This window comes from Nocardia sp. NPDC057668 (assembly GCF_042799795.1).
Lineage (GTDB): Bacteria > Actinomycetota > Actinomycetes > Mycobacteriales > Mycobacteriaceae > Nocardia.
In genome coordinates this window covers 157,025-179,722 of sequence record NZ_JBHVIC010000008.1, presented here as the reverse complement: position 1 = coordinate 179,722, position 22,698 = coordinate 157,025, and the positions used below count along the sequence as shown (strand labels likewise).

Sequence of the window (22,698 nt, the reverse complement as noted above, 5' to 3'; positions counted from 1 at the left end):
TGACGTCGGCGGGACGCTCGCGGACCGCTACACTCGTGCGGGGAAACACGCGGGCAACCGCGTCGTCACAGTCACCATCGCGGAGAATTTCGGAGAAGTGCCATCGAAACCGGCCAAGTGATCGCAGGGCATTACCGCCTGGTCGAACGGATTGGTAGCGGCGGCACAGGTGTCGTCTGGCGAGCCGTCGACGAACGGCTCGAGCGTTCGGTGGCGGTCAAGCAGATCATCACCCAGCCGAGCCTGTCCGCGGCCGACAAGGACATCGTGCGTCAGCGCGCGGCCCGTGAGGCCCGCAATGCCGCCCGCTTCCAGCATCCCAACGCCATTGTGGTGTTCGACATTACCGAGCACGAGGGCGATCCCTGCCTCGTGATGGAGTACCTCGCCTCGCAGTCGCTGGCGGTGGTGCTCTCCGCGCAGGGCACGCTGCCGCTGCCGCAGGTCGCGCGCATCGGCGAGCAGGTCGCCTCGGCGCTGATCGCCGCGCATCGCGTGGGCATCGTGCATCGAGATGTGAAGCCGGGCAACATCCTGCTCGGCGACAACGGCGCGGTGAAGATCACCGACTTCGGCATCTCCAAGGCCAAGGGCGATGTCACCCTCACCGCCACCGGGCTCATCTCCGGTACCGCCGCCTACCTCGCACCCGAGGTCGCGCGCGGGGCCGAGCCGAGCCCGGCCGCCGACGTCTTCGCACTCGGCGCGACGCTCTTCCACGCGCTCGAGGGGGAACCGCCGTACGGCACGAACCCGAACCCGCTGGCGCTGCTGTACGCGGCGGCCAACGGGCAGATCAGCGAGCCGCGCAACGCCGGCCCGCTCAGTGATCTGCTGCTCTCGCTGCTCAGCTTCGAGCCCGACGACCGGCCGAGCATGCACGACGTGCGCGACATCATGGCGGACTTCGCCGAGCTGGGCCCCGACGCCGAGGCGACCCGCGTGCTGGCCGCGCGCCGCAACGGCCCGGCGACCCCGCAGCCGATGCCGCCCCGCCCGGCCCCGCCGCGCCAGAACACCCGGCAGATGGAACGCCGCAACTCCGGCAGTGCCGATATCCCGACCGGCGCCATGAGCCAGGCCCAACTGCTCGAAACCCCGCCGCCGCGCCCGCCCGCGGGCGGCCCGCCCACCCATTCGGGCATGGAACCGCACGGCGAGCAGGCCGGTTCCAGCAAGAAGTTCGTCTGGATGGCCCTGGTCGCGGCGGTCGTCGTGGCCGGCGCGGTGATCTTCGGCGTGCTCAGCTCCGGCGACTCCGGCACCCCGGATGCCAACGGCGGCGACACCAGCGCGACCAAGGCCACCCCGTCCACCAGCACCGGCAAGGGCGCGCCCGGTTCGCTCGGCGAGACCAAGAGCGTCAGCCAGGTGACCGTGCAGGGCGGCGTCGACACCGTCTCGAAGTTCTACGACGGCATCGTGTACCTGTCCTTCGCCGACGCCTGGAACCAGCTCACCCCGGCCGCCCAGCAGGTCTACGGCAGCCAGGGCGCGTTCCAGACGTACTGGACCGACAACCGCGTCACCCGCTACTCCACCATCAACGGCGCACGCGGCTGGGCGGAGAGCGAGAACGCCGACGGCTCGGCGGACATCCTGGTGGGCAGCGTCGCGACCAACTCGCAGAACAAGTCGATGACCCTGCGGGTGGTCGACACCGGCGGCGGCAACTTCAAGATCGACAGCAACACCAAGTTCTGAGCCGTACCCCGTCCTTGCGCCGCACCGGAATCCGGTGCGGCGCAAGTGCTTTCCCGGGGGATTCGGGGCGTTCCGCCGGGGCGCCCGGCAACCGGAGAATCCGCGACCCGAAGCGTCACCCGGCGATCCGGCGCCACCGGTTCCCCGGTAATCCGGCGCTGCCGTCGCAGCCCCCGCGGCGCTACAGCACTATGGGATGCGGCGGTCATCCGAGAGTCGGGACCGCAGTAGGGAGAATGCCCCATGAGCGTCCACGTCGTCGCCGAACTCCGCGCGCTGCCCGGCCAGCAGGACCGCCTGCTCGCCATCCTGCAGGGCCTGGTCGAGCCGTCCCTCGCCGAACCCGGCTGCCTGGCCTATCGGCCCTACGTCGACCCGAGCGACGCGACCCGGGTCGCCATGATCGAGGAGTACGCCGACGCCGCGGCCATCGACGCGCATTTCACCAGCGCGCATTTCCAGCAGGCGGGCAAGGACTTCAAGGGCGTGCTCGCCGAGCCGCCGGTGATTCGCCGCCTCGTCGCGGAGTGAACCGCGCGGTAGTGTCGAGGGCGTGAGCACGCGGACCGAGTCGACCCTGGCGCTGGTGAGCGCCGTCGTCGTGTCCGCGTGGGCGATGTTGTTCCTGGCCTCGACCGAACCGAATTCCCTGCTGGTGCTGGGTGTTACCGCGCTGGTCGCGGTCACCGCGGCCATGCTCGCCGCGCGCGGGCCGCTGGTCCGCACCGGCGAACGCGCGGGGCCGCCGGCATCGGCGGAACGACGGCGGCGGGGAGCCTTTCTCCGCCAGAGCAATCCGGATACCGCGGGGCGGCCTCGGCCGCGAGCACCGGGGGTCGTGACGGCCTGACCACGCCGATGGCGTGGCCGGGCAGCCGCTGCCCTCGTTCGCTCAGCCCGCGCCGATGCGCGGGTTCCTCACCGTGAGGTGCCCTTGCTCGACTTCGTCTATTACCCCGTGTCCGCCGTGCTCTGGTTGTGGCACACCGTGTTCGCCGCCCTGCTCGGCGCGGACAGCGGCCCGGCCTGGGTGCTGGCCATCGTGTTCCTGGTCCTGACCCTGCGGGCCCTGCTGCTGCGATCCTTCTTCGCACAGGCCAGGTTTCAGCGCGGACTCGTGAAACTGCAGCCCGAGTTCGCCGAGATCAAGCGCAAATATCCCGACGACGCCGCCAAACAGGCCGCCGAACTGCAACGCGTTCGCCAGGAGCACGGGGTCAGCATGCTGGGCGGCTGCCTGCCCATGGTGGGGCAGGCGCTGGTGTTCATCGGCCTGTTCCACGTGCTGCGGTCGTTCCAGCGGGCCGACACCGGCAACTACGTCTTCTCGGCCGCCCAGGTGGACTCGTTCCTCGGGGCGAAATTCCTGGGCGCGCCGCTCGCGGCGACCCTGTCGGGGGCCGGTGACGCGCTGTTCACCGTCGCCGTCGTCGCGGTGCCGCTCATGCTCGTCGCCGCCGTCGCCACCCACTTCACCGCGCGCTTCGCGGTGGCCCGCCAGCTCGAGAGCGGTGTCGAACCGACGCCGCAGACCCGGATCATGAACACCCTGACGCTGTGGGTCTTCCCGGCCGGCGCCCTGCTCGCCGGGGCGATCTTCCCGGTGGCGATCCTGCTGTACTTCCTCACCCAGAACGCCTGCACCTTCGCACAGCAGCACCTGATCCACCGCCGGATGAATCCGAGCACGGGAGCCATGACCGGCGGGAACGCCGAATCACCGGGCCCGGTGCGGTGACCCTGCCCGGCCCGGTGCGGTGACCCCGCCGGGCCCGGTGCGATGACCTGGCCGGGCGGGGTGCGGTGCCTCGGGTGGGCCGCGTGCGGTGCCTCGGGCAGGCCCGGCGCGGTGACCCCGAGCGGCCCGGCGCTGTGACTCCGGTCGCACCGCCGGGCGGCGTGTCCGGGCCGGGCCGGTGTGGCCGGAAACCGGCTGGCGCGGACCCGATAGTCTGGTACCTGGTCGCGAGCAGTTTCGGCTGCTCGGCAACCGCTCGAGCATGATCAGCAGATGTTCATCAGAGACAAGGACCGCACACCGCTATGACTAGCCGCATCGAGCTCGCCCGCGACGATTTGCGCGGACGTACTCCCACTGCTGCCGAACTGCGCGCGGCGCTGCCGCGCGGGGGCGTCGACGTGGACTCGGTGCTGCATCACGTGCGGCCGGTCGTGGAGGCCATCCGCGATCGGGGCGTGGCGGCCGCGCAGGAGTTCAGCCGGCAGTTCGACGGCATCGCCCCCGCCACCGTGCGGGTGCCCGCCGCCGAACTCGTCAGGGCCCTGGCCGAACTCGATCCGGCCGTGCGCACCGCGCTCGAGGTCGCGATCGACCGCACCCGCACCGTGCACGCCGATCAGCGCCGTACCGACAAGACCACCCAGGTGGTCCCCGGCGGCACCGTCACCGAACGCTGGCTGCCGGTCGAGCGGGTCGGGCTGTACGTGCCCGGCGGCAACGCGGTCTACCCCTCCAGCGTCGTGATGAACGTCGTGCCCGCCCAGACCGCGGGCGTGGACTCGCTGGTGGTGGCCTCCCCGCCGCAGGCGCAGTTCGGCGGCCTGCCGCACCCGACCATCCTCGCCGCGGCCGAACTGCTGGGCGTGCAAGAGGTTTGGGCCGTCGGCGGCGCGCAGGCGGTCGCCCTGCTGTCCTACGGCGGCGTCGACACCGACGGCGCGCAACTGGAACCCGTCGACCTGATCACCGGTCCGGGCAACATCTACGTCACCGCCGCCAAGCGGCTGTGCCGCGGCCTGGTCGGCATCGACGCCGAGGCCGGCCCCACCGAGATCGCGATCCTGGCCGACGCCACCGCCGATCCCGCGCACGTGGCCGCGGACCTCATCTCCCAGGCCGAGCACGACGTGCTGGCGGCCAGCGTGCTGGTCACCGACAGCGTCGAGCTGGCCGACGCCGTGGACGCCGCGCTGACCGCGCAGCTGGCCGTGGTCAAGCACCGCGATCGCGTCGTGGCGGCGCTGACCGGCAAGCAGTCCGGCACCGTCTTGGTCGACGATATCGACCAGGGTCTGCGCGTGGTCAACGCCTACGCCGCCGAACACCTGGAGATCCAGACCGCCGACGCCGCCGCGGTGGCCGCCCGGGTGCGCAGCGCCGGCGCGATCTTCGTGGGCGCGTGGTCCCCGGTCAGCCTCGGCGACTACTGCGCGGGCTCCAACCACGTGCTGCCCACCGCCGGATGCGCCCGGCACTCTTCGGGTTTGAGCGTGCAGACCTTCCTGCGCGGCATCCACGTCGTGGACTACTCCGAGGCGGCGCTGAAAGACGTTGCCGCGCACGTGGTCGCGCTGGCGAACGCCGAGGATCTGCCCGCGCACGGCCAGGCCGTGCAGGTGCGCTTCGGAGACCTGTCGTGAGCGCGGCGACCGTGCCCGGTGCCTCGATCTCGCTCGCCGATCTGCCGCTGCGCGAGAACCTGCGGGGCAAGAGCCCCTACGGCGCACCGCAATTGACGGTGCCGGTGCAGCTCAACACGAACGAGAACCCGCACCCGCCGAGCCGGGCCCTGGTGGACGACGTCGCCGAGTCGGTGCGCGCGGCCGCCGCCGACCTGCACCGCTACCCGGACCGGGACGCGGTGTTCCTCCGCGCCGAACTCGCCGCCTACCTGCGCAAGCAGACCGGCGTCGCGGTGGACGTGTCGAACGTGTGGGCCGCCAACGGTTCCAACGAGATCCTGCAGCAGCTGCTGCAGGCCTTCGGCGGACCCGGCCGCAGCGCACTGGGTTTCGTGCCGTCCTACTCCATGCACCCGATCATCTCCGAGAGCATCGACACCGAATGGGTCGAGGCCAAGCGCAACGGCGACTTCTCCCTCGACATCGACTACGCCGTGGCCGTGATCGCCGAGCGCCGTCCCGACGTGGTGTTCGTGACCAGCCCCAACAATCCGACCGGGCACAGCATTCCGGCCGGTGATCTGGAACGGATCCTCGACGTCGCCCCCGGCATCGTGGTGGTGGACGAGGCGTACGGCGAGTTCTCGAACGCGCCGAGCGCCCTGTCGCTCATCGACCGCTTCCCGGCCAAACTGGTTGTCTCGCGGACGATGTCGAAGGCGTTCGCCTTCGCCGGCGGCCGCCTCGGCTACCTGGTGGGCGCGCCCGCGATCATCGACGCGATGCTGCTGGTGCGACTGCCGTACCACCTGTCGGTGGTCACCCAGGCCGCCGCGCGCGCGGCCCTGCGCCACGCCGACGAAACCCTGGCCAGCGTCGCCGAACTCGCCGCCCAGCGCGATCGGGTCGCGGCCGCGTTGAGCGAGATGGGGTACGACGTGATCCCCTCGGACGCCAACTTCCTGCTCTACGGCCACTTCGCCGACGCCGCCGCCACCTGGCAGCGGTACCTCGACGAGGGCGTGCTCATTCGCGACGTCGGGATCCCCGGGTACCTGCGCGCCACCGTCGGCCTGGCCGCGGAGAACGACGAATTGCTGCGTGTCAGTGCGAAACTGGCGGCCACCGAGCTGGTCCGGCGATGACCGAACCCACACCGACCATGGAAGCGAGCATGAACCGAATCGCGCGGGTGGAACGCACCACCCGGGAATCCAGCATCGTTGTCGAACTGAACCTCGACGGCACCGGCAAGACCGACATCTCCACCGGCGTCCCGTTCTACGACCACATGCTCACCGCGTTCGGTCAGCACGGCAGTTTCGATCTCACCGTCGCGGCCAAGGGCGACATCGAGATCGAGGCGCACCACACCGTCGAGGACACCGCCATCGTGCTGGGCCAGGCGCTGGCCCAGGCCCTGGGCGACAAGAAGGGGATCCGCCGGTTCGGCGACTCCTTCATTCCCATGGACGAGACCCTGGCCCAGGCCATCGTCGATGTCTCGGGGCGGCCGTACTGCGTGCACACCGGGGAGCCGGAACACCTGCTGCACACCGTCATTCCGTCGGCGGGGCCCGGTGCGTCCTACTCCACGGTCCTGAACCGGCACGTCTTCGAGTCCATCGCGCTCAACGCGCGCATCGCCCTGCACGTGCGGGTGCTCTACGGCCGCGATCAGCACCACATCACCGAGGCCGAATTCAAGGCCGTCGCACGGGCTTTGCGCGCTGCGGTGGAATCGGATCCGCGGGTCTCCGGCATCCCCTCCACCAAGGGAACCCTATGAGCAAGAAGATCACCCTGCTGGACTACGGCTCGGGCAACCTGCACTCGGCCGAACGCGCGCTGGTGCGCGCGGGCGCGGACGTCACCGTCACCGCCGATCCCGAACTCGCCCTGAACGCGGACGGTCTCGTGGTGCCCGGCGTCGGCGCGTACGAGGCGTGCATGTCGGGTCTGCTCGGGGTGCGCGGTGACCGGATCATCGGCTCCCGCCTCGCGGGCGGCCGTCCGGTGCTCGGCATCTGCGTGGGCATGCAGATCCTGTTCGAGCGCGGCGTGGAATTCGGCGTCGAGACCGAGGGCTGCGGCGAATGGCCCGGCACCGTGGAGCGGCTGGACGCCCCCGTCCTGCCGCACATGGGCTGGAACACCGTCAAGGCGCCCGCGGACAGCGTGCTGTTCGGGGGCATGGACGCCGACACCCGTTTCTACTTCGTGCACTCCTACGCCGCGCAGACCTGGGGCTGGAACGAGGGCGACAGCTCACTGCCCCCGGCCAAGCTGACCTGGGCCGAGCACGGTGTGCCGTTCCTGGCCGCGGTGGAGAACGGCCCGCTCAGCGCCACCCAGTTCCACCCGGAGAAGTCGGGCGACGCGGGCGCGCAGCTGCTGCGTAACTGGGTGCTGTCACTCTGAACCGAACAACACGAAACCCCCGCCGCCGGTGGGGGTTTCGGTGTTCCCGGCGGGTGTCCGGATCGAGCGCGGCGATCGGGGCCCACCGGTGCTCGGACCGCCGGGGTGAGTGCGCGCGGAAATGCCCTTCCGAGGATTATCTTGCTCGCATGGACATCGCGCACGAGGGCGCCTCCGGGCGGGTGCGGGCATTGCCGACCCGGCTGATCAGCCAGGTCGCCGTCGTCGCCAATCGCGCCACCGACCGGGCCCTGGAGCCCACCGGATCCCGGCGCCACCACTACGCACTGCTCGCCACCCTCGACGAGTTCGGCCCGGACAGCCAGGCCGAACTGGGCCGCCGCACCCGCATCGACCGCAGCGACATCGTCGCGGCCGTCAACGACCTGGCCGGTCGCGGCTTCGTCCACCGGACCCCCGACCCCGCCGACCGCCGCCGCAACATCATCAGCCTCACCCGGGTGGGCGCCGCCCACCTGGCCGACCTCGACACCCGGCTCGAAGCCGCCCAGGCCGAACTCCTGCCCGGCTTCTCCACCGCGGACCGGGCCACCTTCGTCCTGCTCCTCAACCGCGTCCTCGAGCAGCACGCCCGCTGACGGCCACACCCGCCGCGCCGCGCCTGCTGTCCGCCGCGCTCGCTGCCGGTCGCGGGTCGCCCGGTGGCCCGCATCCGCCGTATCCCGGCGGCCGCGTCCGGCCGGCTCGGGAGCGGAACCGACTCGATTCCGGCGAAAGCCCCGGTAGTGGGGATGAGTTCGGTAGCCACTAGGATGCTTGCGTGAGTCTTGTGCTGCTACCTGCCGTCGATGTCGCCAATGGTGAGGCCGTGCGCCTGGTTCAGGGAGAGGCGGGCAGCGAAACCAGTTACGGTTCGCCGCGCGACGCCGCCCTGGCATGGCAGAACGACGGCGCCGAATGGGTCCATCTGGTGGATCTGGACGCGGCGTTCGGTAAGGGATCCAACCGTGATCTGCTGGCCCGAGTGGTCGGCGAACTCGATGTGAAGGTCGAACTCTCCGGCGGCATCCGCGACGACGAATCGCTGAAGGCCGCCCTGGCCACCGGCTGCGCGCGCGTGAACCTGGGCACCGCGGCCATCGAGGATCCCGAGTGGTGCCGGCGCGCCATCGGCGAATACGGCGACAAGATCGCGGTCGGCATGGACGTCAAGCTGATCGACGGCGACTACCGGCTGCGCGGGCGCGGCTGGGTCACCGACGGCGGCGACCTGTGGGAGGTGCTCGAGCGCCTCGAACGCGACGGCTGCTCGCGCTACGTGGTCACCGATGTCAGCAAGGACGGCACCCTGACCGGCCCGAACCTGGACCTGCTGCTGCAGGTGGCCAATGCCACCGACGCGCCCGTCATCGCCTCGGGCGGCGTCTCCACCCTCGACGACCTGCGCGCCATCGCGACCCTGGTCCCCGAGGGCGTGGAGGGCGCGATCGTCGGCAAGGCCCTGTACGCGGGCCGTTTCACCCTGCCCGAAGCTCTCACGGCGGTGCGCTGAGCCGATGGCCGCCGCGCTGCGCCCGAAGGACGCCGACCTCGCCGCTCTGCTCACCATCGCCAGTGGCGCCCTCGACGGGGTGGCGTCGCGTTTCGTGGAAGGGGTCGGCGCGCCCAGCGCGGTCCAGAAGGGCCGCGGCGACTTCGCGACCGAACTCGATCTCGAACTCGAGCGCACCCTGTCGGCACAGCTGACCGAGCGCACCGGATTCCCGGTGCACGGTGAGGAATTCGGCGGCCCCGAACTCACCTCCGGCACCACCTGGGTGCTCGACCCCATCGACGGCACCTTCAATTATTCGGCGGGACACCCGCTTTCGGGCATGCTGCTGGCCCTGGTGCGAGACGGCGAACCGGTCATCGGGCTGACGTGGCTGCCCGGTCTCGGTCAGCGCTACGCGGCCGCGCTCGGCGGCCCGGTCTTCCTGAACGGCCAGCCGCTGCCGCCGCTGGAGCGCGCCAAACTCGCCGACGCCATGATCGGCTTCGGCGCGTTCAACATCGACGGCGCGGGCCGCATCCCCGGCATCTTCCGGTTCAACCTGCTGGGCGCGCTGAGCCGGTTGTCCGGTCGCGTCCGCATGCACGGCTCGACGGGAATCGACTTGGCGTACACCGCCTCCGGGGTGTTGGGTGGAGCGGTGGTCTTCGGCCACCATCCCTGGGACAACGCCGCGGGCGTGGCCCTGGTGCGGGCGGCGGGCGGGGTCGTCACCGACCTGCGCGGGCGCGACTGGACCATCGAATCCGGTTCGGTGCTCGCGGCGGCGCCCGGCGTGCACGAAGAACTATTGGACATGATCGACGACACCGTGCGGGAAACCGTGAGCGGCGCAACCGAACCCCCGGCCGATCCGGCGGCGGCGGCCGCGGTGTCGCAGGAGAGGCAGCAGCAATGACGTTGGCAGTGCGTGTGATTCCGTGCCTGGACGTGGACGCCGGCCGGGTGGTCAAGGGCGTGAACTTCGAGAACCTGCGCGACGCGGGCGATCCCGTCGAACTGGCGGCCACCTATGACGCGCAGGGCGCGGACGAGCTGACCTTCCTGGACGTCACCGCCTCCACCGGCGACCGCGGCACGATGATCGACGTGGTCACCCGCACCGCCGAGCAGATCTTCATCCCGCTCACCGTCGGCGGCGGCGTGCGCACGGTCGAGGACGTGGACCGCCTGCTGCGCGCGGGCGCGGACAAGGTCTCGGTGAACACTGCCGCCATCGCCCGCCCCGAGGTGCTGCGCGAGATGTCCCAGCGCTTCGGCTCGCAGTGCATCGTGCTCTCGGTCGACGCCCGCACGGTCCCCGCCGATCAGCCGCCCACCCCCTCGGGCTGGGAGGTCACCACGCACGGCGGCAAGCGCGGCACCGGCATCGACGCCGTCGAATGGGCAACCCGCGGAGCCGAACTCGGCGTCGGGGAGATCCTGCTCAACTCCATGGACGCCGACGGCACGAAGGCGGGCTTCGACCTCACCATGATCCGCGCCGTGCGTGCCGCGGTCTCGGTTCCGGTCATCGCCTCCGGCGGCGCGGGCAAGGTCGAGGACTTCGCCCCCGCCGTGCAGTCCGGCGCCGACGCGGTGCTGGCCGCCAGCGTCTTCCACTTCGGCGACCTCACCATCGGCCAGGTCAAGGACGCCATGCGCACCGAAGGGATCGTGGTCCGATGAGTCTGGATCCCGCCATCGCCGCCCGCCTCAAGCGCAACGCCGACGGTCTGTTCGCCGCCGTGGCGCAGGAACGCGCCACCGGCGACGTGCTCATGATGGCCTGGATGGACGACGAGGCCCTGGCCCGCACGCTGGAAACCCGCAAGGGCACGTACTATTCGCGCTCGCGCGAGCAGTACTGGGTCAAGGGCGAGACCTCCGGCCACACCCAGTACGTGCACGAGGTGCGCCTGGATTGCGACGGCGACACCGTGTTGCTGATCGTCGATCAGGAGGGCGCGGCCTGCCACACCGGCACGCACACGTGTTTCGATACCGATGTGTTGCTGGCTCGCCCGGACGGGGCATCGGGGGAGTAGGCGGACGCCGCCGGATCAATGGCTCGGGGGACGGCCGGAACGGCCCATTCCGCGGGCCATTCCCTTTTCGAGCTGCTGCACCATGGCCTCGCTGAGTTCGAGCAACTCTTTGGTCTGTTCTTTGTCCAGCCCGTCGAAGACCAGCCCGCGCACGCATTCCAGATAGCCGGGCGCGGCCTCGGTCACTTTCTCGAAGCCCGCGTCGGTCAGGACGGCCTGCGCGCCGCGCCGCCCGGGAATGGTGACGCGTTCCGCCCAGCCGAGCCGTTCGAGTTTGGAAATCACGTGCGAGAGGCGTGATAGCGATGCATTTGCCTTTTGCGCAAGCTCACTCAGTTGCAACCGGTGGCCTGGTTCTTCGGAGAGCAGAGTCATCACGAAGTATTCGAAATGGGTAATCCCGGACTCACGTTGGAGTTGGGTGTCCAGGGCGGCCGGAAGCCTGGTCATCAGCGCGATGACGCTGCGCCACGCTCGCTGTTCCATGGGATTCAACCACTTCGTCACCGTGCCAGCCCTCTCGTAGCAGCCAAGTGACATGTAGCGCTGGTCAGTCCGGCGGACGGTGGAGCATCAACAGCGAGTCACCCGCGTATCAGAGTTTGCCACGATTTCGCTCACCAGTCACGGTGTTGGTGAATGACGTGACATCGATCACGCGTGTCGCGGGGGAAAATCAGTACGCGCCGGATTCCGGCGGATTTGGCGCGGTTTCGACCGCAACGCTCTGCTTTTCCTGGGCCGCGCGGGCCTTCGCGGCGCGATTCTTGCGGAATCGCCTGCGCAGCACGAGAAATGCCACCGCGAGGAACAGCACCGCGGCGCCGATCGCGCCCGTCAGCGCGGCCCCGCGAAATCCCGGCGCGTCGACGTCGAGAATGCGCTCGCCGGCGTGCGCGGCATTCGAGTTGCCCAAAACGATAGTTAGCGTCATCAAATTAGGGATGGCCGCGGCGAGCGCGAGAACGGCGGATGCGCCCGCAATAAACGGACCGCCCCGTTTGCGCCACGTGGTGCCCGCCAGCAATAACAGAAAAAGTGGCACCGCCGTACAAATCGCACCCATGAGCAGACCCGACCAGATGCCCTTGGCGAAACTTCCGCTCACGCTCTCGGCGATGCGCTGGGCCCACCAGCGCGGAATGAACGCGGCCAGAATCAGATACGACACCCACAGCACCAGCGCCGTCACCACCAGCGCGATGATCCGATTGCGCCACGTGCGGAACGAGGATCCCTTGCTCTCGGCGGGCAGCTCCTGGCCGGTGGTAGTCATAGCGCCAGCGTATGCCCGGCGGTGCGGCCTGCCCCGCAGCGCCACTCCGGGGCGCGCGCGGGCCGGGTCCCGGATCGCCGCACGCCGGGGGCGATCCGGGTGGGGTGGCTCAGGCGCGGTCGCGCAGGAACTTCAGCGCCTCGTCCGCGTGCACGTTGGCGCGCAGTTCGCTGGTGATCACCTTGGCGACGGTGCGGTCCGGATCGATGACGAAGGTGGTGCGCTTGACCGGAACAATCGCACCCAGCAGGCCGCGCTTGACGCCGAATTCGGCGGCGACCTTCGCACCCGGATCGGACAGCACCGGGTAGCTCAGCGACTGCCGCTCGGCGAAGCCGGACTGCACCTCCACCGAGTCGGAGCTGATCCCGACGCAGGACGCGCCCAGATTCTTGAATTCGCCTGCCAGATCCCGGAAGTGGCACGCCTCGGCGGTACACACCGGGGTGTTGGCGGCGGGGTAGAAGAACAGCACGACCGGTCCGTTCGCGAGGAGCGCGTCGAGGGTCTGGAGCGTGCCGGACTGATCGGGAAGTTCGAAGTTCGGTGCGAGCTGGCCTGCCTTCATGGGCAGGAGATTACGGGATGCGGCGCGAACGCGAATCGGCCCGCGCACGGACCGGTCTCACCTGATCCGTGCACGGGCCGAACCCCGAATGGGAAAAACTGTCGGCGAACCGCCGAAATCGAGCACACCCGGCGGGCCGGGCCACACCTGTCCGCGACGTCGGTGCACGCACGCGGCTAGACGCCGATGAGCGCGGCGACCTCCGGGTTCTTGATGTCCATGACATCGAGGATGCCGTGCGCCCGCAGGAAGGGCTTGAGCTCGCGAATCCGATCGGTGTGCTCGGCGTACTCGTCCGGGAAGCTGCGCGGATCGAGCGCCTCCAGGGCCTTGACGTACGTCACGAACGACGCGATGGCGCTGTACTTGCCACCGCCGTTGTTCATATTCATCATGCGCGGAACCTGGCCGGGCATCGAGCCCTGACCGGGGGCTGCATGCCGGGGACCCTCCGGAGCGACCGGTTGCGAGGGGTACATCTGTGTTGAACTCCTCTCGATGGGACATCGCGTGGCGCTCTCTCCGCTGTCCGAGGAGCAGATTGCCGCGAGGTTGGTGTTGACCGCATCGAGTATTCGCGGCGGAGCACACCAAGGCTGTGTCTCAATTTGCCTACGCTTCGCTGAGCCCGCCGGCGGCCCGTCGCGCGCGGGTGGTGCGCGAACCCGGTGCGGGGCGCGCCGGCCGATTCGGTGCCTGGAATGATGGGTGCATGTCCGGCGTGTCGAATAGCACCACTTCCCGTGAACAGTTCCGTCTGCTCGCCGCCGATCACCGGGTCGTCCCGGTGATTCGAAAGGTGTTGGCGGACTCGGAGACTCCGCTCTCGGCCTACCGCAAACTGGCGGCCGACCGGGCGGGGACGTTCCTGCTGGAATCGGCGGAGAACGGGCGCTCGTGGTCGCGCTGGTCGTTCATCGGCGCGGGCAGCCCGACCGCCCTGAGCGTGGTGGACGGGGAGGCGGCCTGGCTGGGGCAGTCGCCGGCCGACGCGCCCGCCGGTGGTGATCCGCTGCTCGCGCTGCGAGAAACCCTGCGGCTCTTGCAGACCGAGCGCGTGCCCGGGCTGCCGCCGCTGACCGGCGGCATGGTCGGCTACCTCGGCTACGACGCGGTGCGCCGCATGGAACGCCTGCCCGTGCTGGCCACCGACGACCTGGAACTGCCCGAGATGGTGCTGTTGCTGGCCACCGATCTGGCCGCCTTCGACCATCACGAGGGCGCGATCACCCTCATCGCCAACGCCGTGAACTGGAACGGCACCGACGACCACGTCGACGAGGCGTACGACGACGCGGTGGCCCGCCTGGACCGCATGACCGCCGACCTGGCCGCGCCCGCGGACTCCACCGTCTCGGTGTTCGACAGCCCCGAGCCGAACTTCCGCCGCCAGCGGACCTCCGCGGAGTTCGGCGCGGGCGTGCGCCGCCTGATCAAGGAGATCGAGGCGGGTGAGGCCTTCCAGGTGGTGCTGTCCCAGCGCTTCGAAATGGAGTACGGCGGCACCGCGATCGACCTCTACCGGATGCTGCGCGCCTCGAATCCGAGCCCGTACATGTACCTCATGCACATCCCGGACGGTTCCGGCGGCACCGCCTTCTCCATCGTCGGCTCGAGCCCCGAATCGCTGGTCACCGTGAAAGACGGTGTGGCCACCACCCACCCCATCGCGGGCACCCGGTGGCGCGGGACCACCGAGGAGGACGACCTGCTGCTCGAGAAGGATCTGCTCGCGGACGAGAAAGAGAACGCCGAGCACCTCATGCTCGTCGATCTGGGCCGCAACGATCTGGGCCGGGTCTGCGAGCCGGGCACCGTGCGCGTCACCGAGTACCGGCACATCGAGCGCTACAGCCACGTCATGCACCTGGTCTCCACCGTCTCGGGCCGGCTTGCCCCGGGTAAGGCCGCCCTGGACGCGGTCAACGCCTGCTTCCCGGCGGGCACCCTCTCGGGCGCGCCCAAGGTGCGGGCGATGGAACTGATCGAGGAGCTCGAGCCCACCCGCCGCGGCATCTACGGCGGCGTGGTCGGCTATCTCGATTTCGCCGGTGACGCCGATACCGCCATCTGCATCCGCACCGCGCTGCTCAAGAACGGCACCGCGTACGTGCAGGCGGGCGCGGGCGTGGTCGCGGACTCCGATCCGGACTACGAGGACGTCGAGTCCCGCAACAAGGCGATGGCCGTGCTCAAGGCGATCGCCGCGGCCGAGACCGTGCGCGCCTACCGCCCGGACGGGGCCGGCCGATGACCGACGCCGAGCCCGAACCGGGGAAGGCCCGGAGCAAGCCGATCGGCGCGGTTGTTTTGCTCGCGCTCGCCGCGGGGTTGCTGTGGGCGTCCTCCCGGATGACCTGGGTCTCGCTCGAGGTCACCAGTGAACTCGGTGAACCGCGCACCATCGATCTCGACGGCGGCACCTGGTTCGGCGCGCTGACCCCCTTGGCGCTGGTGCTGGTCGCCACCATCGCGGCCGTCTTCGCCGCGCGCGGCTGGCTGCGCCGGGCCCTGGGCGCGGTGGTGGCGGTGCTCGCGGCGGTGGCCGCGGTCCCGGCGTACGCGCTGCTGCAGGGCGAAGGCCGCACGGCCGAGCGGGCCGGGCAACTGGCCGGCCTGCGGGACTGGGAGCACGCCGGATCGGTGCAGACCGGCACCCTGCCCGCGGTGCTGACCCTGCTCGGCGCGGTGGCCGCGTTCGGCGCCGGCGTGCTGCTCGCGCGCATGCCCGCGGAGTCCGCGCAGCTGTCGGGCAAGTACGATAATCCGGTCTTCCGCAAGTCCGAGGCGGCCGAACGCGTCGCCGAGCACCAGGCCGAAACACGGGCCGCGGAATCCACGTCACAGGACCCCGCCGACGCCACCCTGTCGGGCCGAGTGCTGTGGGACGCCTTGGACGCGGGCACCGATCCCACCGACGACGACGGCAATACCGCTGCCGCGCACCGGGATCCGGGCACCCCCGGCGACGGTCACAAACCGCGCTGAGCAGGAAGCTCGACCACCGTCGGCCTCCGTTCCAGACCCGCCGTCAGCGGCGGAAACATAGCCATTTACTCTTTATCAGCATCGGTGAGACAGCGCCTGGGGGGATTCTCAGGCAGCAAGTCCGTCTCCCCAGAAAGGATTCGAGCCAGATGACGGTACTCGACTCGATTCTCGACGGGGTCCGCGCGGATGTGGCCGCTCGGGAAGCCCTCCTGGACTTCCAGGCAGTGAAGAAGGCCGCAGCCGCGGCGAAGTCCCCGCGCGACGCCAAGGCGGCGCTGCACGAAGACGGCATCGGCGTCATCGCCGAGGTCAAGCGGGCTTCCCCGTCCAAGGGCGAACTGGCCAATATCCCGGACCCGGCCGTACTGGCCCGCGCGTACGAGGACGGCGGTGCGCGCATCATCAGCGTGCTGACCGAACAGCGCCGCTTCAACGGCTCGCTGGCCGATCTGGACGCCGTCCGCGCGGCCGTGGACATTCCGGTCCTGCGCAAGGATTTCATCGTGGGCCCGTACCAGATTCACGAGGCCCGCGCGCACGGCGCCGACGTGATTCTGCTGATCGTGGCGGCGCTGTCGCAGGACGTGCTGTCCGCGCTCATCGACCGCACCGAATCGCTCGGCATGACCGCGCTGGTCGAGGTGCACACCGAGGAGGAGGCGGATCGGGCCCTCGAGGCCGGCGCCACCGTGATCGGTGTGAACGCCCGCAATCTCAAGACCCTGGAAGTGGACCGGGATGTGTTCGCGCGCATCGCCCCCGGCCTGCCCAGCGACGTGATCCGTATTGCCGAGTCCGGCATTCGCGGCACCGCGGATCTGCTGGCCTACGCCGGGGCGGGCGCGGACGCCGTGCTCGTCGGCGAGGGCCTGGTCACCAGCGGCGACCCGCGCGCCGCCGTGGCCGAACTGGTCACCGCCGGTACCCATCCTTCCTGCCCGAAACCGGTTCGCCGGGGACGGTGAAAGAGCCGATGACGCAAATCGACGATCTGGGTAAGAACACGCTCGACCAGCCGAAGGCCAGTGACGGCGTCGCGCACAAGAGCAACCACGAGCCCGATCAGGGCGGTCATTTCGGCGTGTACGGCGGCCGGCATGTGCCCGAGGCGCTCATGGCCGTGATCGAAGAGGTCACCGCCGAGTACGACAAGGTGCGGATCGACCCCAACTTCCTGAACGAGCTGGACCGGCTGCAGCGCGACTACACCGGGCGGCCCTCGCCGGTGTTCGAGTGCGCCAATCTCGCGCAGTACGCGGGCGGCGCCCGCATCGTGCTCAAGCGGGAAGACCTGAACCACACCGGATCTCACAAGATCAACAACGTGCTGGGGCAGGCCCTGCTGGCCAAGCGTATGGGCAAGACCCGCGTCATCGCCGAGACCGGAGCGGGCCAGCACGGCGTCGCCACCGCCACCGCGTGCGCGCTGCTCGGCCTGGAATGCGTCATCTACATGGGCGCGGTCGACACCGCCCGGCAGGCGCTGAACGTGGCCCGCATGCGGCTGCTCGGCGCCGAAGTCGTCAGTGTGACAACGGGTTCGCAGACCCTCAAGGACGCGATCAACGAGGCGCTGCGGGACTGGGTCACCAACGCCGATCGCACCTACTACTGCTTCGGCACCGCCGCGGGACCGCACCCGTTCCCGCTCATGGTGCGCGATTTCCAGCGCATCGTCGGCATGGAGGCGCGCAAGCAGATCCAGGCGCTCACCGGCCGCCTGCCCGACGCGGTGACCGCCTGTGTCGGAGGCGGTTCCAACGCGATCGGCATCTTCCACCCCTTCATCGACGACGCGGGCGTGCGCCTGATCGGTTACGAGGCGGCCGGCGACGGCGTCGAAACCGGCAGGCACGCGGCCACTTTCGCCGGTGGACGGCCCGGCGCCTTCCAGGGCGCGTACTCGTACCTGCTGCAGGACGAGGACGGCCAGACCATCGAATCGCATTCCATCTCCGCGGGTTTGGACTACCCGGGCGTCGGCCCGGAGCACGCCCACCTCAAGGACATCGGCCGCGCCGAGTACGAGCCGGTCACCGATGCCGAGGCGATGGACGCGCTCATGCTGCTGAGCCGCACCGAGGGCATCATCCCGGCCATCGAGTCGGCGCACGCGGTGGCGGGTTCGCTGCGGCTCGGAAAGCAGCTCGGCCCCGGCGCGATCATCCTGGTGAACCTGTCCGGTCGCGGTGACAAGGACATGGACACCGCCGCCCGCTGGTTCGGGCTCTTCGACGACAACGCCGAGAACGCCGCGCAGGAGAACGCCCAGTGAGCCAGCAGTCCCGCCTCGCCAACACCTTCGCCGCCTGCCGCGAGGAGAATCGCGCGGCGCTGATCGGCTATCTGCCCGCCGGGTACCCGGATCTGCAGGGCTCCATCGACACCTGCGTCGCGATGGTCGAATCCGGTTGCGACATCATCGAAGTCGGCGTCGCCTACTCCGATCCGGTGATGGACGGCCCGACCATCCAGGTCGCCGCCGAACAGGCGCTGCGCGGTGGCGTGCGGGTCCGCGATGTGTTCAAGGTCGTGCAGGCCATCAGCGATGCCGGTGGCAAGGCCGTGGTCATGGCGTACTGGAATCCGGTGCTGCAGTACGGCGTCGATTCGTTCGCGCGCGATCTCGCCGGTGCGGGCGGGTGCGGGCTCATCACCCCGAACCTGATCCCGGAAGAGGCCGACGACTGGTTCATCGCCTCCTCGACCTACAACCTGGACCGCATCTTCCTGGTCGCGCCGTCCTCCACCGAGGAGCGTCTGGTCAAGACGCTCGAGGCGTCGCGCGGATTCATCTACGCGGCCTCGACCATGGGCGTCACCGGCGCCCGCGACGCGGTCTCGGACATGGCGCCCGCGCTGTGCGCCCGGGTGCGCGCGCACTCGGACATCCCGATCGGCGTGGGCCTGGGTGTGCGCAACGGCGCACAGGCCGCGGAGATCGCCGCCTACGCGGACGGCGTCATCGTGGGCTCGGCGCTGGTCAGCGCCGCGGGCGAGAGCCTGGCCGCGGTACGGACCCTGACCGAGGAGCTGGCGCTGGGCGTACGCTCCGCCCCCATCTCCTCCTAGCAACGAAGCGAGAACGGCAGGGCGCGTATCGAACTCGGTACGCGTCCCGTTCTGTATTACCGGGCATGGCTGTGCTGGCGCGCATTCGGCGCTCGATGACGGGGTGGGACAAGACCACCGTGCTGATGGTTCTCGCCCGGGTGGCGGCGATCGCGGTGATCTTCGGGGTCGGGCGGTTCGCCGTGCCCGTGCTCTGGTGGGGCGAGACGGTCCGCATACCGGTGCTGATCCTGATCACCCTCGGCGTCTTCGGCATCATGAACATGATCTCCGACCTCGGGCAGCGGCGGCGCGCGGAAGCTGCCGGGCGTTCCGAGTAGCCGAGCCGATCACTCTGTTCGGCCGCATGTCGGCGGCGCGTAACCCGGGGGAGCGGGTAGTTCGATCGATTCCAGTACGGTGGGCGCGTGACCATACGAGCCCTGGCCGATCGACTTCCGGCCTCCGACGTGCTGGCCTACATCCCCAGTCCGCCCCGCGGCGTCTGGGATATCGGTGGATTCCCACTGCGCGCGTACGCCCTGTGCATCATCATCGGCATCATCGCCGCCATCTGGTGGGGTGAGAAGCGGTGGCAGCAGCGCGGCGGGCAGCAGGGCATGGTGCTGGACGTGGCCATGTTCGCGGTGCCGTTCGGCCTCATCGGCGGCCGGCTCTATCACGTGGCCACCGACTGGCAGAAGTACTTCGGCGAGAACGGCCATCCGATCGACGCCCTCAAGATCTGGGAGGGCGGCCTCGGCATCTGGGGTGCGGTGCTGCTGGGCGGCATCGGCGCCTGGATCGGCTGCCGCATCTACCGGATTCCGTTGCCCGCCTTCGCCGATGCCGTCGCGCCCGGCGTGCTGCTGGCCCAGGCCATCGGCAGACTCGGCAACTACTTCAATCAGGAGCTCTACGGCCGCGAGACCACCGTGCCGTGGGGCCTGGAGATCTACGAGCGTTTCGACGGGATCGTCCCGGACATGATGAACGGCACCTCGAGCGGTGTGGTCATCAAGGTCGTGCAGCCCACCTTCCTGTACGAGATGGTGTGGAACCTGCTGGGTGTGGCGGTGCTGGTCTACATCGATCGCAAGTTCCGGATCGGGCACGGCCGGTTGTTCGCGCTGTACGTGGCCATCTACTGCTTCGGCCGGTTCTTCGTGGAGCTGCTGCGCGACGACGAGGCCACCCACATCGCGGGTATCCGCATCAACACCTTCACCTCGGTGATCGTCTTCGTCGGCGCCGTCGCCTACGTCGTGCTCGCGACCAAGGGCCGCGAGACCGCGGATCAGATGCGCGCAGAGGTCATCCGGCCGTGGCCGTGGGAGTTCGCGAAGCTGCGGGCATACGGTGCGGGCCCGGCCGAGGCGGTCGTGCTCGGCAAGGATACGGCCCTGGGCAAGGACGCCACCCCGGCCGTGGACGCCGAGGACACCGAGCCCGAATCCGCTACCGACGGCAACGAATCAGCGATCGAGCGCGATAAATCTTCCGAATCCGGTAGTTCCACACCGGCGGTCGAGGTAGAGGCGGCGAAAACGGCCGACTCAGGCAAGAATGACTCCTGACCATCGGGTAGTGGAAGCTGCACGGGGGTTCAGCAAGGGGGCGCAGTGCCCGTGATTCAGGAGGATTGCCAGTGACCGATCCATTCGCCAAGCAGCCCGAGCAGGGTGGCCCGCAATACGGGCAGCCCGGCACGGGCCCGCAGTACGGGCAGCAGCCCCAGCCCGATTACGGCCAGCAGCAGCCGGGCTACGGTCAGCAGCCGGGGTACGGCCAGCAACCGCAGCCGCAGTACGGTCAGCAGCCGGGTTACGGTGCGCCGCAGCCGGGTTACGGTCAGCCCGCCCCCTACGGCCAGCCCTACGGCGCCGATCCCGAGGCCCCGTACGGCCGCGACGTGTACGGCGTGCCGTACTCGGACAAGTCCAAGCTGACCGCGGGTCTGCTGCAGCTGCTCATCGGCACCCTGGGCATCGGCCGCTTCTACCTGGGCTACACCACCATCGGTGTGCTGCAGCTGATCACCTGCGGTGGCTTCGGAGTCTGGGCGCTGATCGACGGCATTCTCATCCTCACCGGCAAGGTGCCGGACCCGCAGGGCCGTCCGCTCAAGGATTGACGCGCGCCGCTCCGGGGCCGGGCACTTGCCCCGGAGCGTCACCACCCGGCCTTTAAACTCAGCACGATGGCTACTGTCCCGGCTGGTCGGTTTCGGGCGTACCCTTTGTCGGTTACTGGTCGGTTGTTGGTTCGAGAGAGGTTGTCCACCCGTGCGCCGTAAGCTGTTCGCCGCCGTGCTCGCCGTTGCCGCCACCGCCGCGCTCACCGCGTGCGGGAGCGGTGACGACCCGAACGTCCTGAAGATCGGCACCGAGGGCACCTACTCCCCGTTCAGCTTCCAGGACGGCGGCAAGCTCACCGGGTACGACATCGACGTCGCCGAGGCGGTGGCCGGCAAGCTCGGCCGCACGGTGGAATTCGTCCAGGCCCCGTGGGATTCGCTGTTCGCGGGCCTGGAATCCAAGCGCTTCGATCTCGTCGCCAATCAGGTGAGCGTGAATCCCGAACGCAGCCAGAAGTATTCGCTCTCGCAGCCGTACACCACTTCCGACGGCGTGATCGTCACCAAGAGTGACAACTCCGCGATCACCGGCCTGCCGAATCTCACGGGCAAGACCTGCGCGCAGTCGGTGACCAGCAACTGGAACAAGGTCGCCGAGGGCGCGGGCTGCAAGGTCGAGGGCGTGCCCGGTTTCGTCGAGGCCATCACCCTGCTCAAGCAGGGGCGCGTGGACGCCACCGTCAACGACAATCTCGCCTACAACGAGTACGTCAAGACCAAGAACGACACCAGCGTCAAGATCGCGGGCAAGACCGGCGAGACCACCAAGCAGGCGTTCGCCGCCCGCAAGGACGACCAGGCGCTGACCGATCAGATCAACAAGGCACTCGACGAACTGCGTGCCGACGGCACCCTGGCGAAGATCTCGGACAAGTACTTCGGCGTGGACGTGAGCAAGTAGCGGGAACCGCGGCCGGACGACGCGCGTAATGGACGCCTCCACCTGGGAGCTCATCCGGGCCAATCTGTGGCCCATGTTCGAGGCCACGATCAGCAAGACGCTGCCGCTGACCGCGATCAGTTTCAGCGCCGGCCTGGTGCTCGCGCTGTTCGTGGCGCTGGCCCGGATGTCGAAGTACCGGTTGCTGTCCGGCGCGGCGCGTTTCTACATCTCGATCATTCGCGGCACGCCGCTGCTGCTGCAGCTGTTCCTGATCTTCTACGGTCTGCCCGGGTTCGGCATCACCTTCGATCCGTTCCCGGCGGCCGTGCTGGCGTTCACCCTCAATGTCGGCGGCTACGCGGCGGAAATCATTCGCGCGTCGATACTCTCGGTCGCACACGGGCAGTGGGAGGCCGCCTATTCGGTCGGCATGACCTACTGGCAGACGCTGGGCACGATCATCCTGCCGCAGGGCGCGCGCATCGCGGTGCCGCCGCTGTCGAACACCCTCATCTCACTGGTGAAGGACACTTCGCTGGCCTCGACGGTGCTGGTAACCGAGCTCTTCCGCACCGCCCAGCTGGCCGCCGCCCCGAGCTTCAGCGTCTTCGAGCTCTACACCGTCGCCGCGCTCTACTACTGGGTGATCTGCCTGATCCTGGGCTTCGGGCAGACCCACCTCGAGACCCGGCTGGCCCGTCACGTCGCGCGCTGACCGGCAGTTAGCCAGAAGGCTGCGCGTCGGGCAGGGAAACACTGTGTGC

At 69.4% G+C, this 22,698-nt stretch carries 27 protein-coding genes; 23 read left to right on the top strand and 4 right to left on the bottom strand.

The window, feature by feature from the left end:
• Positions 1 to 117: 117 nt before the first annotated feature.
• The 13 genes from ACFVBH_RS36925 to hisI all read left to right on the top strand — a co-directional run bounded on the left by ACFVBH_RS36925 (position 118) and on the right by hisI (position 11,028).
• On the top strand, positions 118 to 1,704 hold the full coding sequence (locus ACFVBH_RS36925; protein ID WP_354991264.1) for a serine/threonine-protein kinase: 1,587 nt from the start codon (positions 118 to 120) through the stop codon (positions 1,702 to 1,704).
• Positions 1,705 to 1,947: 243 nt separating this feature from the next.
• Positions 1,948 to 2,235, top strand: a complete 288-nt coding sequence (locus ACFVBH_RS36920; RefSeq protein WP_379009002.1) for a putative quinol monooxygenase — start codon at positions 1,948 to 1,950, stop codon at positions 2,233 to 2,235.
• A gap of 22 nt (positions 2,236 to 2,257) precedes the next feature.
• Complete coding sequence (locus tag ACFVBH_RS36915) at positions 2,258 to 2,554, top strand: DUF6412 domain-containing protein (RefSeq protein WP_379009000.1); 297 nt, start codon at positions 2,258 to 2,260, stop codon at positions 2,552 to 2,554.
• 78 nt (positions 2,555 to 2,632) lie between these two features.
• On the top strand, positions 2,633 to 3,442 hold the full coding sequence (gene yidC / locus ACFVBH_RS36910; RefSeq protein WP_379008997.1) for a membrane protein insertase YidC: 810 nt from the start codon (positions 2,633 to 2,635) through the stop codon (positions 3,440 to 3,442).
• A 305-nt stretch (positions 3,443 to 3,747) separates the two neighbouring features.
• Positions 3,748 to 5,085, top strand: coding sequence for a histidinol dehydrogenase (hisD, locus tag ACFVBH_RS36905; RefSeq protein WP_354991584.1), 1,338 nt, complete (start codon positions 3,748 to 3,750; stop codon positions 5,083 to 5,085).
• Positions 5,082 to 6,212: a histidinol-phosphate transaminase gene (locus ACFVBH_RS36900; RefSeq protein ID WP_379008993.1), complete on the top strand. Its 1,131-nt coding sequence runs from the start codon at positions 5,082 to 5,084 to the stop codon at positions 6,210 to 6,212. Before hisD ends, ACFVBH_RS36900 begins: the two co-directional genes overlap by 4 nt.
• Complete coding sequence (gene hisB, locus ACFVBH_RS36895) at positions 6,209 to 6,856, top strand: imidazoleglycerol-phosphate dehydratase HisB (protein ID WP_354991586.1); 648 nt, start codon at positions 6,209 to 6,211, stop codon at positions 6,854 to 6,856. Before ACFVBH_RS36900 ends, hisB begins: the two co-directional genes overlap by 4 nt.
• Positions 6,853 to 7,488 carry an imidazole glycerol phosphate synthase subunit HisH gene (gene hisH, locus ACFVBH_RS36890; RefSeq protein ID WP_354991587.1) on the top strand — a complete coding sequence of 212 codons (636 nt, stop codon included), beginning with the start codon at positions 6,853 to 6,855 and terminating at the stop codon, positions 7,486 to 7,488. The genes hisB and hisH overlap by 4 nt, the downstream gene beginning before the upstream one ends.
• Positions 7,489 to 7,637: 149 nt before the next feature.
• Positions 7,638 to 8,087, top strand: coding sequence for a MarR family transcriptional regulator (locus ACFVBH_RS36885; RefSeq protein ID WP_354991588.1), 450 nt, complete (start codon positions 7,638 to 7,640; stop codon positions 8,085 to 8,087).
• 182 nt (positions 8,088 to 8,269) lie between these two features.
• Positions 8,270 to 9,001 carry a bifunctional 1-(5-phosphoribosyl)-5-((5-phosphoribosylamino)methylideneamino)imidazole-4-carboxamide isomerase/phosphoribosylanthranilate isomerase PriA gene (gene priA, locus ACFVBH_RS36880; protein ID WP_354991589.1) on the top strand — a complete coding sequence of 244 codons (732 nt, stop codon included), beginning with the start codon at positions 8,270 to 8,272 and terminating at the stop codon, positions 8,999 to 9,001.
• Positions 9,002 to 9,005: 4 nt separating this feature from the next.
• Entirely contained in the window at positions 9,006 to 9,899 is an 894-nt protein-coding gene (locus ACFVBH_RS36875) for an inositol monophosphatase (RefSeq protein ID WP_354991590.1), read from the top strand.
• Entirely contained in the window at positions 9,896 to 10,669 is a 774-nt protein-coding gene (gene hisF / locus ACFVBH_RS36870) for an imidazole glycerol phosphate synthase subunit HisF (RefSeq protein ID WP_354991591.1), read from the top strand. Before ACFVBH_RS36875 ends, hisF begins: the two co-directional genes overlap by 4 nt.
• Positions 10,666 to 11,028, top strand: coding sequence for a phosphoribosyl-AMP cyclohydrolase (gene hisI, locus ACFVBH_RS36865; RefSeq protein ID WP_354991592.1), 363 nt, complete (start codon positions 10,666 to 10,668; stop codon positions 11,026 to 11,028). The genes hisF and hisI overlap by 4 nt, the downstream gene beginning before the upstream one ends.
• 15 nt (positions 11,029 to 11,043) lie before the next feature.
• Here hisI and ACFVBH_RS36860 read toward each other — a convergent pair whose 3' ends face one another.
• The 4 genes from ACFVBH_RS36860 to ACFVBH_RS36845 form a co-directional block, all read right to left on the bottom strand.
• Positions 11,044 to 11,514 carry a MarR family winged helix-turn-helix transcriptional regulator gene (locus ACFVBH_RS36860; protein WP_379008986.1) on the bottom strand — a complete coding sequence of 157 codons (471 nt, stop codon included), beginning with the start codon at positions 11,512 to 11,514 and terminating at the stop codon, positions 11,044 to 11,046.
• A 190-nt stretch (positions 11,515 to 11,704) separates the two neighbouring features.
• Positions 11,705 to 12,304, bottom strand: coding sequence for a permease (locus tag ACFVBH_RS36855; RefSeq protein ID WP_379008983.1), 600 nt, complete (start codon positions 12,302 to 12,304; stop codon positions 11,705 to 11,707).
• A 109-nt stretch (positions 12,305 to 12,413) separates the two neighbouring features.
• Positions 12,414 to 12,872 carry a peroxiredoxin gene (locus ACFVBH_RS36850; protein ID WP_354990589.1) on the bottom strand — a complete coding sequence of 153 codons (459 nt, stop codon included), beginning with the start codon at positions 12,870 to 12,872 and terminating at the stop codon, positions 12,414 to 12,416.
• A gap of 176 nt (positions 12,873 to 13,048) precedes the next feature.
• A complete protein-coding gene (locus ACFVBH_RS36845) occupies positions 13,049 to 13,267 on the bottom strand; it encodes a hypothetical protein (protein ID WP_354990588.1) in 219 nt (72 codons plus the stop codon).
• A gap of 317 nt (positions 13,268 to 13,584) precedes the next feature.
• On the opposite strand from ACFVBH_RS36845, the gene ACFVBH_RS36840 reads away from it, so the two are divergent.
• From ACFVBH_RS36840 to ACFVBH_RS36795, 10 genes are all read left to right on the top strand, one after another.
• Entirely contained in the window at positions 13,585 to 15,126 is a 1,542-nt protein-coding gene (locus ACFVBH_RS36840) for an anthranilate synthase component I (protein WP_379008979.1), read from the top strand.
• Positions 15,123 to 15,860 carry a TIGR02234 family membrane protein gene (locus ACFVBH_RS36835; RefSeq protein WP_354990586.1) on the top strand — a complete coding sequence of 246 codons (738 nt, stop codon included), beginning with the start codon at positions 15,123 to 15,125 and terminating at the stop codon, positions 15,858 to 15,860. Before ACFVBH_RS36840 ends, ACFVBH_RS36835 begins: the two co-directional genes overlap by 4 nt.
• A gap of 149 nt (positions 15,861 to 16,009) precedes the next feature.
• On the top strand, positions 16,010 to 16,828 hold the full coding sequence (gene trpC / locus ACFVBH_RS36830; protein ID WP_379008974.1) for an indole-3-glycerol phosphate synthase TrpC: 819 nt from the start codon (positions 16,010 to 16,012) through the stop codon (positions 16,826 to 16,828).
• 8 nt (positions 16,829 to 16,836) lie between these two features.
• On the top strand, positions 16,837 to 18,138 hold the full coding sequence (gene trpB / locus ACFVBH_RS36825; RefSeq protein ID WP_379008971.1) for a tryptophan synthase subunit beta: 1,302 nt from the start codon (positions 16,837 to 16,839) through the stop codon (positions 18,136 to 18,138).
• A complete protein-coding gene (gene trpA / locus ACFVBH_RS36820; protein WP_379008969.1) occupies positions 18,135 to 18,935 on the top strand; it encodes a tryptophan synthase subunit alpha in 801 nt (266 codons plus the stop codon). Before trpB ends, trpA begins: the two co-directional genes overlap by 4 nt.
• Before the next feature lie 65 nt (positions 18,936 to 19,000).
• Positions 19,001 to 19,255, top strand: a complete 255-nt coding sequence (locus ACFVBH_RS36815; protein ID WP_379008966.1) for a hypothetical protein — start codon at positions 19,001 to 19,003, stop codon at positions 19,253 to 19,255.
• A gap of 87 nt (positions 19,256 to 19,342) precedes the next feature.
• Positions 19,343 to 20,491 (top strand): prolipoprotein diacylglyceryl transferase, encoded by a 1,149-nt coding sequence (lgt, locus tag ACFVBH_RS36810; protein WP_354990581.1) that lies wholly within the window; start codon positions 19,343 to 19,345, stop codon positions 20,489 to 20,491.
• Positions 20,492 to 20,562: 71 nt separating this feature from the next.
• On the top strand, positions 20,563 to 21,048 hold the full coding sequence (locus tag ACFVBH_RS36805) for a TM2 domain-containing protein (RefSeq protein ID WP_354990580.1): 486 nt from the start codon (positions 20,563 to 20,565) through the stop codon (positions 21,046 to 21,048).
• 151 nt (positions 21,049 to 21,199) lie between these two features.
• Complete coding sequence (locus ACFVBH_RS36800; RefSeq protein ID WP_379008963.1) at positions 21,200 to 21,952, top strand: amino acid ABC transporter substrate-binding protein; 753 nt, start codon at positions 21,200 to 21,202, stop codon at positions 21,950 to 21,952.
• A gap of 28 nt (positions 21,953 to 21,980) precedes the next feature.
• Positions 21,981 to 22,649: an amino acid ABC transporter permease gene (locus ACFVBH_RS36795; RefSeq protein ID WP_354990578.1), complete on the top strand. Its 669-nt coding sequence runs from the start codon at positions 21,981 to 21,983 to the stop codon at positions 22,647 to 22,649.
• Positions 22,650 to 22,698: the final 49 nt, after the last annotated feature.